Here is a 13135-nt window from a genome sequence, read left to right as displayed (position 1 = left end):
TCTCTCGATCGGGTAACCACCAACGTCCGGTGCGTCACCATTTTGGCTACATCAGGCATAACAAAAACCCGCGCCAGCCGTGCCAGCGCGGGTTCCCCAAAATCAGATTTGCGTATGCTTGGGAAGCGCTGGCTTAGGCGACAGCGCTCTCAAAAGCATTCGGCGTGGTGTTCTTCAGATATTCGAGCGCGACCTTGGCCTTGGCGACCAGCGCGGCGAAAGCCTGCGGCTCGTGGATGGCCATGTCCGAAAGGATCTTGCGGTCGATCTCGATGCCGGCCTTGTTGAGGCCGTCGATGAAGCGGCCATAGGTCAGGCCATGCTCATGCACCGCCGCGTTGATGCGCTGGATCCACAGCGCGCGGAACGAGCGCTTGCGGTTCTTGCGGTCGCGATAGGCGTACTGCAGCGACTTCTCCACCGCCTGCTTGGCGATGCGGATGGTGTTCTTGCGGCGGCCGTAGAAACCCTTGGCGGCTTTCAGGACCTTCTTGTGCTTGGCGTGGGCGGTGACGCCTCTCTTTACGCGTGCCATGTCATGATCTCCTTAAAAGCAATTCCAGGAAAAGTGCCTAGCGGTTTTCCGTTCGGAATTGCGTAAAAAACAAAAGCTGTTCCGGACCGAAATGCTTAGAGGCCGTTCGGCAGAAAATTCTTGATGACCTTTTTGCCGTCCGGTTCAGCCAGAACCATCGTGCCGCGGGCATCGCGAATGAACTTGTTGGAACGCTTGATCATGCCATGGCGCTTGCCGGCGGCAGCCGACAGCACCTTGCCGGTGGCAGTAATCTTGAACCGCTTCTTGGCGGCCGATTTGGTCTTCATCTTGGGCATTTTGCTACTCCGTATCGTGGGCGCACCATCGCGCTTCTTTTCTCGCTTCGGGCCGACCAAAGCCCGAAAAGCAAATGAAACCGCCACGGCATGCCCTGCCGGGCGGTTTTCTTGGAACGGCGGTCCTATACGTCAAAGACGGCTTGTGCGCAACACCCGAGACGGTGCGGCGCTCTGTCCTGCCGGATGCAAACCGCGGCTGACAGGGGGGCGGATCCTAGGGCAGGCGGAACCACACCGGCAGCATTCCCGACTGCTGCGCGCCGTCGATCAGCTCGAAGGCCGGCAGCGCCACCAGGAACACCAGCCCGTCGAGCAGCGTGTTGAGCAGCAGGCGCGGCTTGAAGCTGCCGGTGTCGCCCTCCTGGTAGAGCGAAAGGTTGGGAAAGAAGCGCGGCACCTTCGCCAGATAGGCTTTATAAGGAGCGCCGAGCACTTCCTTGAGATAGCGCTCCTCGCGCAGGATCACGACGTGGAAGGCGCCGGCGCAAAGAACCGCGAAAAGGATGATGCCGCTGAACGAGCCGATCTGCGCGCCGACGCCGGCGGCGGCCACCGTCGAGAACACATAGAGCGGGTTGCGGGTGATCGAATAGGGCCCGCCGGTGACCACTTCGGAGGATTTGCGCCCGCCGATATAGAGCGTGGACCAAAGGCGCCCGACGACGCCGAGGAAGATCAGGAGCACGCCGAACATCTCGATCGACTCGTGCATCGGCGTGTCCGGAGGGAAAGTCGACTGGCCGAACAAGAGTGCCGCGAACAGCACCACGATGAGCACCGCCAGCACGATGCGGCGCATGTATTGATAGCCGCCCAACCCCTCTACCTGGTTGTCGGTCGGAACCTTTGTTTCATCGACCATGCCCAATCCGATCGTCGCGTTTTGCTCGTGATCGGGAAAACCCGATCGTCGAGATTGCCGGCGATCGGATAGAAAACACGCGCCCGCCGATCGTCGGGACGCCGTGCCCGGCAATTCGGGCGGATTTTAGAGCGACTTGCTGTGCGGGCCGGTCAACTCTGTCTCTCGAAGCCGTGATCGGCGCGACCGATTTCGGCGACCCGGGCCGGCCCGGCTATAGCGGAAGGAAGGGGGCGCCCGCTGTCAGCGGGGCGCCAGCACCATCATCATCTGGCGGCCTTCGAGCTTAGGCTCCGCCTCGACCTTGGCGATCGGCGCCACTTCCTCGCGGACCTTGTTCAGAAGCTGCATGCCGAGCTCCATATGCGCCATCTCGCGGCCGCGGAAGCGCAGCGTCAGCTTGACCTTGTCGCCTTCCTCGAAGAAGCGCCGCACGGCCTTCATCTTGGTCTCGTAGTCATGGCTGTCGATGTTCGGGCGCATCTTGATCTCCTTGATCTCGATGACCTTCTGGTTCTTGCGCGCTTCGGCCGCCTTCTTCTGGTTGGCGTATTTCAGCTTGCCGAGATCGAGGATTTTTACGACGGGCGGCACCGCATTGGGTGATATCTCGACCAGATCGAGCCCGGCCTCTTCGGCGAGCAGCAATGCGTCGTTGATGGAAACATCGCCGCGGTTCTGGCCTTCGGCGTCGATGAGCTGGACCCGGGGCACCCGGATGTCACGGTTGGAGCGCGGGCCATCCTTGGTGGGCGCCGCTGCTTTGAAAGGTCTGCGAATGGTCGTGGTCTCCTCGGCCGTTTCGTTTAGGGTTCTTTGGGTTCAAATCGGTGGACGCGCCTATGTGGTGAGCGCGCGGCCGGAGTCAATAGCACAGCCTCGCCAGGAAATCACCTCAAAGCTTGCCACTGAAAGCTGCCATCGTCTGCACCAAGCAAAGAAACGGCGCGAGCACTTTTCGGCGAACCACCGGTTGTGCCAAAAGACCGACGGGAAGGACAAGGTCATGACCGCCAGCGCACCAGTTTTCCTTGATGTGGACGGATCGAACATCGCTGTCAGGCAGGTGGCCGGTGCCGCGCCCGGCATCGTGTGGCTCGGTGGCTACAAGTCCGACATGCTGGGCACCAAGGCCGAGGCGCTGTCGGCCTGGACGAGCCGCGAAGGCCGCGCCTATCTGCGCTATGACTATTCCGGCCACGGCGAATCGGGCGGCGATTTTGCCGACGGCACGATCTCGAAATGGCTGGCCGAAAGCCTCGCTGTCTTCCGGCGGTTCAGCAAGGGCAAGCAGATCCTGGTCGGCTCCTCGATGGGGGCATGGATCGCGCTGCGCATGGTGCAGGAATTGCGCAAGGCGGGCGACACCGGCGTCGCCGGCCTTGTGCTGCTTGCGCCGGCGCCGGACTTCACCGTCGAGCTGATCGAGCCGGTGCTGACCAAGGCACAGAAGCGCGACCTTTCGAAAAAGGGATTTTTTGAGGAGCCGTCCGACTATTCGGACGAGCCTTATATCTACACGCGCGCGCTGATCGAGGACGGCCGCGCGAACCGGGTGATGACCGGACCGATCGACACTCATTGCCCCGTGCATATCCTGCAGGGCCTGGCCGATCCGGACGTTCCGTCCGGCCATGCGCTGAAGCTCGCGGCGCTCTTGCCGGCGGACGACGTCACGCTGTCGCTGATCCCGGACGGCGACCATCGCCTGTCCCGCCCCGAGGATCTCGACATGCTCGAGCGCGCCGTCGGCGATATGGTCCAGCGGGTCGCCTGACGATGCGTATTTCCATCCCGATATCCGCCTTCGTCGCGGCGATCGTCGGCTTTGGCGGCACGCTGGCCATCGTCATTGCCGCCGCCAAGGCGATCGGCGCCACCCAGATCGAGACCGCGAGCGGGGTGACCGCGATCTGCCTGGCCATGGCCATCGAATGCCTGTGGCTGTCCTGGCGCACCAAGATGCCGGTGATCACCGCCTGGTCGACGCCGGGCCTGGCGCTGATCGCGGCTTCCAGCGGCTTCACCATGGCGCAAGCGGTCGGCGCCTTCATCGTCACTGGCATCCTTTTGATCGCCACCGGCCTGTTTAAGCCGCTGACCCGGCTGATCGCGATGATACCGGCCTCGGTGGCTTCCGGCATGCTGGCCGGCATCCTGGTCAGCTTCGCCATCAACGCCGTCAAGGCCATTCCCGCCGATCCCTGGCTGATCCTGCCGCTGATCGCCGCTTTCTTCGTCATCCGGCTGTTCAACCCAGCGGTGTCGGTGCTGGTGGTGCTGATCGGCGGCGGCCTTGCCGCCTTCCTCACCGGCCGGGTCGGCGGCCTGCCGGCGCCGGAGCTGTCGACGCTGACGCTGATCGCGCCGCAGTTTACCATCTCGGCCATCATCGGGCTGGCCCTGCCGCTCTACCTCGTTACTATGGCCTCGCAGAACCTGTCCGGCCTCGCCGTGCTGAAAGCCGCTGGCTACCATCCGGAGCCCGGCCCGCTGATTGGCGTCACCGGCCTGTTTTCGCTGCTTTCGGCGCCGTTCGGCGCTTCGACCACCAATCTGGCGGCGATCTCGGCCGCCATCTGCACCGGCCCGGATGTTCATCCGGACCCCGCCGAGCGCTGGAAGACCGGGCCGTTCTATGCGCTCGCCTACCTGGTCTTCGCCGTCTTCGGCGCTTCGCTGGTGGCGATCTTCGCCGTCCTGCCGCAGAGCCTGATTGTGCTTGTCGCCGGCCTGGCGCTGATGGCGCCTTTAGCCAACGCGCTGTCGATCGCGCTCCACGACACAGGCGAGCGCATGCCGGCGACCGTCACCTTCGCGGTGACGGCCTCGGGGCTCACGCTTTTCGGTGTCGGTGCGGCGTTTTGGGGGCTGGTTGCCGGAATGGCAGTGCTTTTCCTCGAAAAACTCAAAAAGCGATAATCATTTCAGCTGCTTCGCCGGTTTTGGCCGACCTTGCCTTGAATCGCCGATTTCGCCTTCCCATTTCGATTCCACGCAGCCGGTTTGGCTGTCTCCAACGGAAGGATTGGGAGAAAATGAACACAACCGCATTGATCCGTCCGGCCTGGACGCCGGCGACCATCGCGCTGATGGTGATCGGCTTCATGGTGTTCTGGCCGCTCGGCTTCGCCATGCTCGCCTACATCATCTGGGGCGACCGGCTCGATGGCTTCAAGCGTGACGTCAACCGCGCCACCGACGGCATCTTCGCCGGCTGCCGCCGCGGCTCCGACAAAGCCGCCCGCTGGGGCCATGGCTCGTCCCGCACCGGCAATGTCGCTTTCGACGACTGGCGCGAGAAGGAGCTCGAGCGCCTCGCCGAGGAGCGCCGCAAGCTCGACGAAATGCTGACCGAGTTCGACGAGTATGCCCGTGAACTGCGCCGCGCCAAGGACCAGGAAGAGTTCGACCGCTTCATGGCTGAGCGCAACAAGCGGACCGCGCCGACCACCACGAACGACGCGACCGGAAAGCCCGCCCCGAAGCGCGGCAAGGGTACGAACCTGCTCGACGACTGAGACCCTGCGACAAGTCTCGGAACGATATGCGGCGTCGCGCAAAGCGGCGCCGTTTCTTTTTTGTTCTCTATGTAGCTTCACTCCACTGGCCGTTTTCCTCGAATCGCGTATCGTCCAGCCATGTCCCTCGGCTTCTTTCGCAACCTGACCAAAGCCAAGCCCGCGCCCGTCGTCGAGCGCGAGCATTGCGTCGCCGGCCGCACGCTGCCGCTCAAGATCGTCGAGAGCGCCAGGGCCCGGCGGCTGACGTTGCGCATCGATTCCGGCGGCCAGGGCCTGCGCATCACCGTGCCGCCCGGCCTGCGCCGCGGCGAGGTGGAGAAGTTCCTCGACCGCCACCAGGACTGGCTGGAGCAGCGCCTGGCCAAGGTGCCGACGCGCCCGCAGGTGCGGCCCGGCATCAAGGTCCCCATCCGTGGCGTGCCGCACCGCATCGTCCATGAGCCGGCAAAACGCGGCACCGTCACCATTGCGCGCGACGAACGCGGCCCGCTGCTGATCGTCCATGGCGAGCGCGTGCACCTGCCGCGCCGCATCGCCGACTATTTGAAACGCGAGGCCAAGCGCGAGATCGAGAAGCTGGTGATCAAGCACACCGAGGCGATCGGCAAGCGCGCCAAGGCGATCCGGTACAAGGATACCTCCAGCCGCTGGGGGTCATGCACCTCGGAGGGCAATCTTTCCTTCTCATGGCGCATCATGATGGCTCCGCCGCCGGTGATAAATTACCTGGTGGCGCATGAGGTCGCGCATCTGAAAGAGATGAACCACGGCCCGAAATTCTGGAAGCTGTGCGAAAAGCTCTGCCCCGACACCGACCGCTGCAAGGACTGGCTGAAGCGCAATGGCGGCGCGTTGCAGGCGATTGTGTTTGAGTAAGGCTGGCGGCGGCTGGAAAGGGAACAAAAATTGCCACGCCGCGATCCTTCCCACCCCCCTCTGGCCTGCCGGCCATCTCCCCCGCAAGGGGGGAGATCGGATGTCGCCACGGCTTTCGCCAATCTCAAGCGTTGCAGGAAGGGCTAAGCGCCGAAGCTGCTGATCTCCCCCCTTGCGGACCCCTTGCGGGTGCCAGGCCAGAGGGGGGTGCTGTCCCGCCGGCTTTCCGCAATATCTTACATTTAGCATCGTACCGGCGTGAGCCGCTCAATCGTCATTCGCCGCGTTGAGTTCTTCCGGCTTCAGCCCTTCTTCGCCCTGGTGCGGCCACGGCAGGAAATTCCGGTCGAAGGCGTCGCTGCCGAAATAGTCCAGCGCCCGGTGCGCCTCGGCGCCGTTGAAGGCGGCCTTGTCCATCAGATGTGCGATCACCTCGCGCGCCTGCGCGATCTTCTGCCTGAGTTCTGCGACTGACTGGTCGGCCATTATCCTGCTCCCGCCTGGTTCCCTATATGAAAGGTAGTGTTTTCCGCTCGCCCGGCAACAGCATGCTTTTTCTCGACTCTTCGGCCGTTTCGTGCCAATCCCGCGCCATGACGCTCGACACCAAGATCTGCGGGTTGAAGACCGACGCCGCGATGGCCGCCGCCCTTGCCGGTGGCGCCAGCCATGTCGGCTTCATCTTCTTTGCCAAAAGTCCGCGCTTCATCGATCCGGCCGAGGCTGGCCGCCTGCGCCAGGCGGCTGCCGGCAAGGCCAAGGCGGTCGCCGTCACCGTCGATGCCGACGATGCCTTCCTGGACGAGATCGTCGCCAAGATGCGCCCCGACATGCTGCAGCTTCATGGCGCCGAAACGCCCGCGAGGGTGGCGGAACTGAAGGCTCGCTACGGCCTGCCGGTCATGAAGGTGCTGTCGGTCAGCGAAGCGGCGGATCTCGAACGGATAAAACCCTATATTGGCATTGCCGACCGCTTGATGTTCGACGCCAAGCCGCCAAAGGGGTCGCAATTGCCCGGCGGCAACGGCGTCGCCTTCGACTGGCGCATCCTTGCCGGCCTTGACGCCGGCCTCGATTACATGCTTTCCGGAGGGCTCAACGCCGCCAATGTCGGCGATGCCCTGAGACTGGCCAATCCGCCCGGAATAGACATCTCGTCGGGCGTGGAAAGCGCTCCGGGCGTCAAGGATCCGGCGCTGATCGAGCAGTTTTTCCGGGCCGTCAGGGCCGCGCGCGACGATCGCGCCGCCTGAACGAACTTTTCAAACCCGAGCATGTCCCGGAAAAGTGGGAACCGGTTTTCCGACAAGGACATGCTCGAAAGCCAAGACTTAGGAGATCGGCGATGAACAAGCCGGCCATGCCCAATTCCTTCCGCACCGGGCCCGACGAGCAGGGCATGTTCGGCATTTTTGGCGGCCGCTTTGTCGCCGAGACGCTGATGCCGCTGATCCTCGATCTCGAAGAGCAGTGGAACAAGGCCAAGAACGATCCGGAGTTCAAGGCCGAGCTGCAGAACCTTTCGACCCACTATGCCGGGCGGCCCTCAAAACTCTATTTCGCCGAAGGCCTCACCAAACATCTTCGTGAGGTTTCCTCGGCGAAGGGCCTCGGGGGCGGCGCCAAGGTCTATTTCAAGCGCGAGGACTTGAACCACACCGGCTCGCACAAGATCAACAACTGCCTCGGCCAGATCCTGCTCGCCAAGCGCATGGGCAAGAAGCGCATCATCGCCGAGACCGGCGCCGGCCAGCACGGCGTCGCCTCGGCGACCGTTGCGGCGCGCTTCGGCTATCCTTGCGTCGTCTACATGGGCGCCACCGACGTCGCCCGCCAGAGCCCCAACGTCTTCCGCATGAAGCTGCTCGGCGCCGAAGTGCGGCCGGTCACCGCCGGCCACGGCACGCTGAAGGACGCCATGAACGAAGCCCTGCGCGACTGGGTGACCAATGTTGAGGATACCTATTACCTGATCGGCACCGCCGCCGGCCCGCACCCCTATCCCGAGCTGGTGCGCGATTTCCAGTCGGTGATCGGCACGGAAGCGCGCGCCCAGATGCTGGAGCAGGAAGGTCGCCTGCCGGACGTCATCATCGCCGCCGTCGGCGGCGGTTCCAACGCCATTGGCCTGTTCCATCCCTTCCTCGACGACAAGGACGTGCGCATCATCGGCATCGAGGCCGGCGGGCGCGGCCTCGACGGCGTTGAGCACTGCGCCTCGATGAATGCCGGCAAGCCCGGTGTGCTGCACGGCAACCGCACCTATCTCCTGCAGAATGCGGACGGCCAGATCCTCGACGGTCATTCGATCTCGGCCGGCCTCGATTATCCGGGTGTCGGGCCCGAGCATTCATGGCTGCGCGATTCGGGTCGCGTCCAATATGAACCGATCCTCGACGACGAGGCGCTGGAAGCCTTCCAGCTGACGACCCGCGTCGAAGGCATCATCCCGGCGCTGGAATCCGCGCACGCCATTGCGCATGCGATGAAGATCGTGCCGACCATGGACAAGGACCAGATCGTCATCGTCAACCTGTCCGGCCGCGGCGACAAGGACGTGCACACGGTGGCCTCGATGCTGGGCATGGAGATCTGACAATGACCACCCGCATCGACCGCCGCATGGCGAAGCTGAAATCCGAGGGCCGTCCGGCCTTGGTCACCTACATCATGGGCGGCGATCCGGACTACGACACCTCTTTAGCCATCATGAAGGGGCTTCCCGAGGCCGGCGCTGACGTCATCGAACTCGGTATGCCCTTTTCCGATCCGATGGCCGACGGCCCAGCCATCCAGGCGGCGGGGCTCAGGGCGCTGAAAGGCGGCCAGACGCTGGTCAAGACGCTGAAGATGGCGTCCGAATTCCGAACCAGTGACGACGAAACGCCGATCGTTTTGATGGGATACTACAACCCGATCTACATCTACGGCGTCGATCGCTTCCTCGTGGACGCCAAGGCCAGCGGCATCGACGGCCTGATCGTCGTCGACCTGCCGCCGGAAATGGACGAGGAGCTCTGCATCCCGGCGCTCAAGGCCGGCGTCAACTTCATCCGGCTGGCGACGCCCACCACCGACGACAAGCGCCTGCCCAAGGTGCTGCAGAACACGTCAGGCTTCGTCTATTACGTGTCGATGACCGGCATCACCGGCTCCGCGCTCGCCGACACCGCAAAGGTTGCGGCGGCGGTCAAGCGCATCAAGGGCCATACGGCGCTGCCGGTCTGCGTCGGCTTCGGCGTCAAGACCGCCGAGCAGGCTCGCACCATCGGCGCCTCGGCCGACGGCGTCGTCGTCGGCACCGCGATCGTCAACGCGGTCGCCAACGTGCTCGGCCCCAAGGGCGAAAAGACCGCCGACCCGGCCGAGGCCGTCGCCACTTTGGTCAGCGGCCTTGCCCAGGGCGTCCGTTCGGCCCGCCTTGCTGCCGCCGAATAGTCATCCTACCTCTTCGTCAGGACAGGAGCCGACGCATGAACTGGATCACCAATTACGTCCGTCCGAAGATCAATTCGATGCTCGGCCGGCGCACCGACATGCCGGAAAACCTCTGGATCAAGGATCCCGAGACCGGCGAGATGATCTTCCACAAGGATCTCGAATCCAACCAGTTCGTCATCCCGGCTTCGGGCCATCACATGAAGATCTCGGCCAAGGAGCGGCTGAAATACTTCTTCGACGATGGCAAATACGAGACGCTGGAAAACCCCAAGGTCGTCCTGGACCCGCTGAAGTTCCGCGACGAGAAGCGCTACACCGATCGCCTCAAGGAGGCGAAAGCCAAGACCGGCCTGGAGGACGCGATCCTCAATGCCGCCGGCACCATCGATGGCCTGCCGGTCATCGTCACGGTGCAGGATTTCGCCTTCATGGGCGGTTCGCTTGGCATGGCGGCGGGCGATGCCATCGTGCACGCTTTCGAGGTTGCCTTGCAACGCAGGCGGCCGCTGATCCTGTTTGCCGCCTCCGGCGGCGCACGCATGCAGGAAGGCATTTTGTCCCTGATGCAGTTGCCGCGCACCACGGTCGGGGTCGACCGGCTGAAGGAAGCCGGCCTGCCCTATATCGTCGTGCTCACCAATCCGACCACCGGCGGCGTCACTGCGTCCTACGCCATGCTGGGCGACGTCCACATTGCCGAGCCCGGCGCGCTGATCGGCTTTGCCGGGCCGCGCGTCATCGAGCAGACCATCCGCGAGAAGCTGCCGGACGGCTTCCAGCGCGCCGAATATCTTATGGAGCACGGCATGGTCGACATGGTCGTCTCGCGTCTGGAGATGCGCCCGACGATCGCGCGGCTGTTGAGGATGCTGCTCAAGGTGCCGGAAGCCGAGAAGCCGCTTGAGCCGGAAATCCTGCCGCCGGCGGTTGTCAACGCCGAAGTGCGGCCGCAGGCCTGAGGCGACATCGTTCGCCTTGACCGCGATTGCGCGCCGGCTGCGCTGCGCCTAGGATTCCCACCATGACAACGCTCGCCGCCGATCGCGCAATCGAACATCTGATGACGCTCCACCCGAAGGGCTTCGACCTTTCGCTCGACCGCATCACCCGCCTGCTCGAGCGTCTCGGCAATCCGCAGGACCGGCTCCCGCCGGTCATCCACATCGCCGGCACCAACGGCAAGGGTTCCTGCGCTGCCTTCGCGCGGGCGCTGCTCGAGGCGGCTGGTCACCTCGTCCACGTCCACACCTCGCCGCACCTGGTGAACTGGCACGAGCGCTACCGGCTGGCCGCCGAGGGCGGCGGCAAGCTGGTCGACGATCACGTCTTTGCCGAGGCGATCGCACGCGTGGCGAAGGCCAATGGAGGCCAGAAGATCACCGTCTTCGAGATACTGACCGCCGTTACTTTCATTTTGTTTTCCGAGCATCCGGCCGAAGCCGCGATCATCGAGGTCGGTCTCGGCGGCCGTTTCGACGCCACCAATGTCATCGAGCGGCCTGCCGTGTCGGTGATCATGCCGATATCGATGGATCACGAAGCCTATCTCGGCGACCGCGTCGAGCTGATCGCGGCTGAAAAGGCCGGCATCATGAAGCGAGGTTGCCCGGTGGTGATCGGCGCGCAGGAAAGCGAGACGGCGCTTGAGGTGCTGATCGAGACCGCCGAGAGGCTCGACTGCCCGACCGTCGTCTACGGCCAGGATTTCCTGGCCTTCGAGGAAAACGGCCGCATGGTCTATCAGGACGAGGACGGCCTGATGGACCTGCCGCTGCCGCGCCTGCCGGGGCGGCACCAGTTCGCCAACGCCGCCGCTGCGATCGCCGCGGTCAAGGCTGCCGGCTTCGAGATCGGTCACCGCGCTGCCGAAAAGGCGATGGCACAAGTCGCCTGGCCGGCCCGGATGCAGAAATTGTCGCAAGGCCGTCTGGTGGACCTGGCGCCCAAGGGCTCCGAGATCTGGCTCGACGGCGGTCACAATCCGGGCGCCGGGGTCGTGATCGCCGAAGCGCTGGCCGAGCAGGAGGAAAAGAACCCGCGCCCGCTGATCCTCATCTCCGGCATGATCAACACCAAGGACCAGAGCGGCTATTTCAGCGCCTTCAAGGGGCTCGCCCGGCATGTCTACACGGTGCCGGTCAGCAAGAGCGATGCCGGCGTGCCGAACGACGAGCTGGCGCTGCGCGCCACCGAGGCCGGCCTGTCCGCCGAGCCGGTCAGCTCCGTCGCCAGTGCGCTGATGTTGTTGCGCGACTCATGGGATGGCCCTGCGCCGCGCATCCTCATCGGCGGCTCGCTCTATTTCGCCGGCGCGGTGCTGGACGAGAACGGCACGCCGCCGACCTGATAGAGGCACCCCGAGGAATCGCGAGGAACCGGCATGATCAAGGTGAAGCAGCTCGCCCATGTCTGCATCTTCGCGCATGACCTGGAGGCGACGCGAGGCTTCTACCGCGACGTGCTCGGCATGGACACAAGGTTCAATTTCCTGCGCGATGGAAGAATCTTCGGCTTCTATCTCGATTGCGGCGGCCGCAGCCATGTCGAGGTCTTCGAGAGAGCCGAGGCCCATTACAGCGACCGCAACCAGATCAACCACTTCTGCCTGGAGGTGGAAGACATCGATGCGGCCATCGCCCATATCCGTTCGAAGGGCGTCGCGGTCACGCCGAAAAAGCTCGCCTGCGACGACACCTGGCAGGCATGGATCGCCGACCCCAACGGCGTGAGGATCGAGCTGTTCGAATACACGGCCAAAAGCGCGCAATTTGCCGGCGGCGATCGCGTCGCCGACTGGAGATGATGCCTGACTTGAAGGTTACTTCAGCTCGATTTCGATGAAGGCGTATTCGCCGTCATTGGCGTTGATGACGTCGTGCTCGACGCCTTCCCTGCGGAAATAGGGCGCGCCTTTTTTCATCTCGGCGAAGGATACGCCGTCCTTGGTCACCAGCTTCACCTTGCCGTCCATCAGCGGCACCACGACATAGTCATGGCCATGGCGGTGCCAGCCGGTGTTGGCGCCCGGGGCGAAACGGTATTCGGTGACGATGACCCGCTCATTGTCGATGAACACGGTGGCCTTGGCTGTTCCGGTCATGAACTCCTCCTTTTCTGTAGAAGAGGAGATGGCAGGTCTCAGCGTCAGGGCCAGAGCGCCGTCAGCGATGGCGCCAAGAAAAAGCCCGGCACGATGGCCGGGCTCATCAGTCGAATCTTTGGATTGGCTCAGGCGAGGCTGCCGTTGATCCAGTGCGACAGCGCGGTCTTCGGCGCCGCGCCCACCTTCATGTCGGCCACTTCGCCGCCCTTGAAGATCATCAGCGTCGGGATCGAGCGCACGCCGTACTGCGCGGCCAACTCGGGATTCTCGTCGATGTTGAGCTTGGCGACCTTGATCTTCGAACCGAGCTCCTTGGCGATGTCTTCCAGCGCCGGGGCGATCATCTTGCAGGGACCGCACCACTCGGCCCAGAAATCCACCACGACCGGCTCCTTGGCGTTGAGCACATCGGCCTGGAAATTGCCCTTGTCGACCTTGACGGTGGCCATGCTGAAATCCTTTCGAAAACTCGGGTTGCACCAAATGTGGTGG

General features: G+C 63.7%; 17 protein-coding genes. 10 read left to right on the top strand and 7 right to left on the bottom strand.

The window, feature by feature from the left end; genetic code table 11:
• Nucleotides 1-133: 133 nt before the first annotated feature.
• From rplT to infC, 4 genes are all read right to left on the bottom strand, one after another.
• The gene (gene rplT / locus AU465_RS21915) at nucleotides 134-535 is read right to left on the bottom strand and encodes a 50S ribosomal protein L20 (RefSeq protein ID WP_071100686.1); all 402 of its coding nucleotides are present in this window, start codon (nucleotides 533-535) and stop codon (nucleotides 134-136) included.
• Between the two features lie 95 nt (nucleotides 536-630).
• Nucleotides 631-834, bottom strand: coding sequence for a 50S ribosomal protein L35 (rpmI, locus tag AU465_RS21910; RefSeq protein WP_027166935.1), 204 nt, complete (start codon nucleotides 832-834; stop codon nucleotides 631-633).
• 217 nt (nucleotides 835-1051) lie between these two features.
• Complete coding sequence (locus tag AU465_RS21905; RefSeq protein ID WP_192252844.1) at nucleotides 1052-1699, bottom strand: methyltransferase family protein; 648 nt, start codon at nucleotides 1697-1699, stop codon at nucleotides 1052-1054.
• A gap of 243 nt (nucleotides 1700-1942) precedes the next feature.
• Nucleotides 1943-2479 (bottom strand): translation initiation factor IF-3, encoded by a 537-nt coding sequence (gene infC / locus AU465_RS21900; RefSeq protein ID WP_081482097.1) that lies wholly within the window; start codon nucleotides 2477-2479, stop codon nucleotides 1943-1945.
• A 226-nt stretch (nucleotides 2480-2705) separates the two neighbouring features.
• Here infC and AU465_RS21895 point away from each other — a divergent pair, with 226 nt between their 5' ends.
• From AU465_RS21895 to AU465_RS21880, 4 genes are all read left to right on the top strand, one after another.
• Nucleotides 2706-3476: an alpha/beta hydrolase gene (locus AU465_RS21895; RefSeq protein WP_192252841.1), complete on the top strand. Its 771-nt coding sequence runs from the start codon at nucleotides 2706-2708 to the stop codon at nucleotides 3474-3476.
• A gap of 2 nt (nucleotides 3477-3478) precedes the next feature.
• Complete coding sequence (locus tag AU465_RS21890; RefSeq protein WP_192252838.1) at nucleotides 3479-4621, top strand: benzoate/H(+) symporter BenE family transporter; 1143 nt, start codon at nucleotides 3479-3481, stop codon at nucleotides 4619-4621.
• 116 nt (nucleotides 4622-4737) lie between these two features.
• The gene (locus AU465_RS21885; protein WP_192252835.1) at nucleotides 4738-5220 is read left to right on the top strand and encodes a DUF2852 domain-containing protein; all 483 of its coding nucleotides are present in this window, start codon (nucleotides 4738-4740) and stop codon (nucleotides 5218-5220) included.
• A 120-nt stretch (nucleotides 5221-5340) separates the two neighbouring features.
• Nucleotides 5341-6099: a M48 family metallopeptidase gene (locus AU465_RS21880; protein ID WP_192252832.1), complete on the top strand. Its 759-nt coding sequence runs from the start codon at nucleotides 5341-5343 to the stop codon at nucleotides 6097-6099.
• Nucleotides 6100-6366: 267 nt separating this feature from the next.
• Here the strand turns inward: AU465_RS21880 and AU465_RS21875 are convergent, their stop codons facing one another.
• Nucleotides 6367-6585 (bottom strand): hypothetical protein, encoded by a 219-nt coding sequence (locus tag AU465_RS21875; RefSeq protein WP_192252829.1) that lies wholly within the window; start codon nucleotides 6583-6585, stop codon nucleotides 6367-6369.
• A gap of 107 nt (nucleotides 6586-6692) precedes the next feature.
• Here AU465_RS21875 and AU465_RS21870 point away from each other — a divergent pair, with 107 nt between their 5' ends.
• The 6 genes from AU465_RS21870 (at nucleotide 6693) to AU465_RS21845 (ending at nucleotide 12343) form a co-directional block, all read left to right on the top strand.
• Nucleotides 6693-7352: a phosphoribosylanthranilate isomerase gene (locus tag AU465_RS21870; RefSeq protein ID WP_192252955.1), complete on the top strand. Its 660-nt coding sequence runs from the start codon at nucleotides 6693-6695 to the stop codon at nucleotides 7350-7352.
• Nucleotides 7353-7444: 92 nt separating this feature from the next.
• The gene (gene trpB / locus AU465_RS21865; protein WP_192252826.1) at nucleotides 7445-8695 is read left to right on the top strand and encodes a tryptophan synthase subunit beta; all 1251 of its coding nucleotides are present in this window, start codon (nucleotides 7445-7447) and stop codon (nucleotides 8693-8695) included.
• Nucleotides 8696-8697: 2 nt separating this feature from the next.
• The gene (trpA, locus tag AU465_RS21860) at nucleotides 8698-9537 is read left to right on the top strand and encodes a tryptophan synthase subunit alpha (protein WP_192252823.1); all 840 of its coding nucleotides are present in this window, start codon (nucleotides 8698-8700) and stop codon (nucleotides 9535-9537) included.
• A 35-nt stretch (nucleotides 9538-9572) separates the two neighbouring features.
• Nucleotides 9573-10499, top strand: coding sequence for an acetyl-CoA carboxylase, carboxyltransferase subunit beta (accD, locus tag AU465_RS21855; RefSeq protein ID WP_192252820.1), 927 nt, complete (start codon nucleotides 9573-9575; stop codon nucleotides 10497-10499).
• Nucleotides 10500-10561: 62 nt separating this feature from the next.
• Nucleotides 10562-11887: a bifunctional folylpolyglutamate synthase/dihydrofolate synthase gene (locus tag AU465_RS21850; protein ID WP_192252817.1), complete on the top strand. Its 1326-nt coding sequence runs from the start codon at nucleotides 10562-10564 to the stop codon at nucleotides 11885-11887.
• A gap of 33 nt (nucleotides 11888-11920) precedes the next feature.
• Nucleotides 11921-12343 (top strand): VOC family protein, encoded by a 423-nt coding sequence (locus tag AU465_RS21845; RefSeq protein WP_192252814.1) that lies wholly within the window; start codon nucleotides 11921-11923, stop codon nucleotides 12341-12343.
• Between the two features lie 15 nt (nucleotides 12344-12358).
• On the opposite strand, the gene AU465_RS21840 is transcribed toward AU465_RS21845, so the two are convergent.
• Both AU465_RS21840 and trxA read right to left on the bottom strand, forming a co-directional pair.
• Nucleotides 12359-12640 carry a cupin domain-containing protein gene (locus tag AU465_RS21840; protein ID WP_192252810.1) on the bottom strand — a complete coding sequence of 94 codons (282 nt, stop codon included), beginning with the start codon at nucleotides 12638-12640 and terminating at the stop codon, nucleotides 12359-12361.
• Nucleotides 12641-12768: 128 nt separating this feature from the next.
• A complete protein-coding gene (trxA, locus tag AU465_RS21835) occupies nucleotides 12769-13092 on the bottom strand; it encodes a thioredoxin (RefSeq protein ID WP_040972836.1) in 324 nt (107 codons plus the stop codon).
• Between the last annotated feature and the right edge of the window lie 43 nt (nucleotides 13093-13135).

The organism is Mesorhizobium silamurunense, assembly GCF_014843905.1.
GTDB lineage: Bacteria > Pseudomonadota > Alphaproteobacteria > Rhizobiales > Rhizobiaceae > Mesorhizobium > Mesorhizobium silamurunense.
This window is presented reverse-complemented; position numbering and strand designations above follow the sequence as displayed.

What these genes read in the sequence shown, in the direction of transcription:
- rplT (WP_071100686.1), bottom strand. Translation starts at nt 535, where the DNA reads ATGGCACGCGTAAAGAGAGGCGTCACCGCCCACGCCAAGCACAAGAAG.
- rpmI (WP_027166935.1), bottom strand. Translation starts at nt 834, where the DNA reads ATGCCCAAGATGAAGACCAAATCGGCCGCCAAGAAGCGGTTCAAGATT.
- AU465_RS21905 (WP_192252844.1), bottom strand. Translation starts at nt 1,699, where the DNA reads ATGGTCGATGAAACAAAGGTTCCGACCGACAACCAGGTAGAGGGGTTG.
- AU465_RS21895 (WP_192252841.1), top strand. Translation starts at nt 2,706, where the DNA reads ATGACCGCCAGCGCACCAGTTTTCCTTGATGTGGACGGATCGAACATC.
- AU465_RS21890 (WP_192252838.1), top strand. Translation starts at nt 3,479, where the DNA reads ATGCGTATTTCCATCCCGATATCCGCCTTCGTCGCGGCGATCGTCGGC.
- AU465_RS21885 (WP_192252835.1), top strand. Translation starts at nt 4,738, where the DNA reads ATGAACACAACCGCATTGATCCGTCCGGCCTGGACGCCGGCGACCATC.
- AU465_RS21880 (WP_192252832.1), top strand. Translation starts at nt 5,341, where the DNA reads ATGTCCCTCGGCTTCTTTCGCAACCTGACCAAAGCCAAGCCCGCGCCC.
- AU465_RS21875 (WP_192252829.1), bottom strand. Translation starts at nt 6,585, where the DNA reads ATGGCCGACCAGTCAGTCGCAGAACTCAGGCAGAAGATCGCGCAGGCG.
- AU465_RS21870 (WP_192252955.1), top strand. Translation starts at nt 6,693, where the DNA reads ATGACGCTCGACACCAAGATCTGCGGGTTGAAGACCGACGCCGCGATG.
- trpB (WP_192252826.1), top strand. Translation starts at nt 7,445, where the DNA reads ATGAACAAGCCGGCCATGCCCAATTCCTTCCGCACCGGGCCCGACGAG.
- trpA (WP_192252823.1), top strand. Translation starts at nt 8,698, where the DNA reads ATGACCACCCGCATCGACCGCCGCATGGCGAAGCTGAAATCCGAGGGC.
- accD (WP_192252820.1), top strand. Translation starts at nt 9,573, where the DNA reads ATGAACTGGATCACCAATTACGTCCGTCCGAAGATCAATTCGATGCTC.
- AU465_RS21850 (WP_192252817.1), top strand. Translation starts at nt 10,562, where the DNA reads ATGACAACGCTCGCCGCCGATCGCGCAATCGAACATCTGATGACGCTC.
- AU465_RS21845 (WP_192252814.1), top strand. Translation starts at nt 11,921, where the DNA reads ATGATCAAGGTGAAGCAGCTCGCCCATGTCTGCATCTTCGCGCATGAC.
- AU465_RS21840 (WP_192252810.1), bottom strand. Translation starts at nt 12,640, where the DNA reads ATGACCGGAACAGCCAAGGCCACCGTGTTCATCGACAATGAGCGGGTC.
- trxA (WP_040972836.1), bottom strand. Translation starts at nt 13,092, where the DNA reads ATGGCCACCGTCAAGGTCGACAAGGGCAATTTCCAGGCCGATGTGCTC.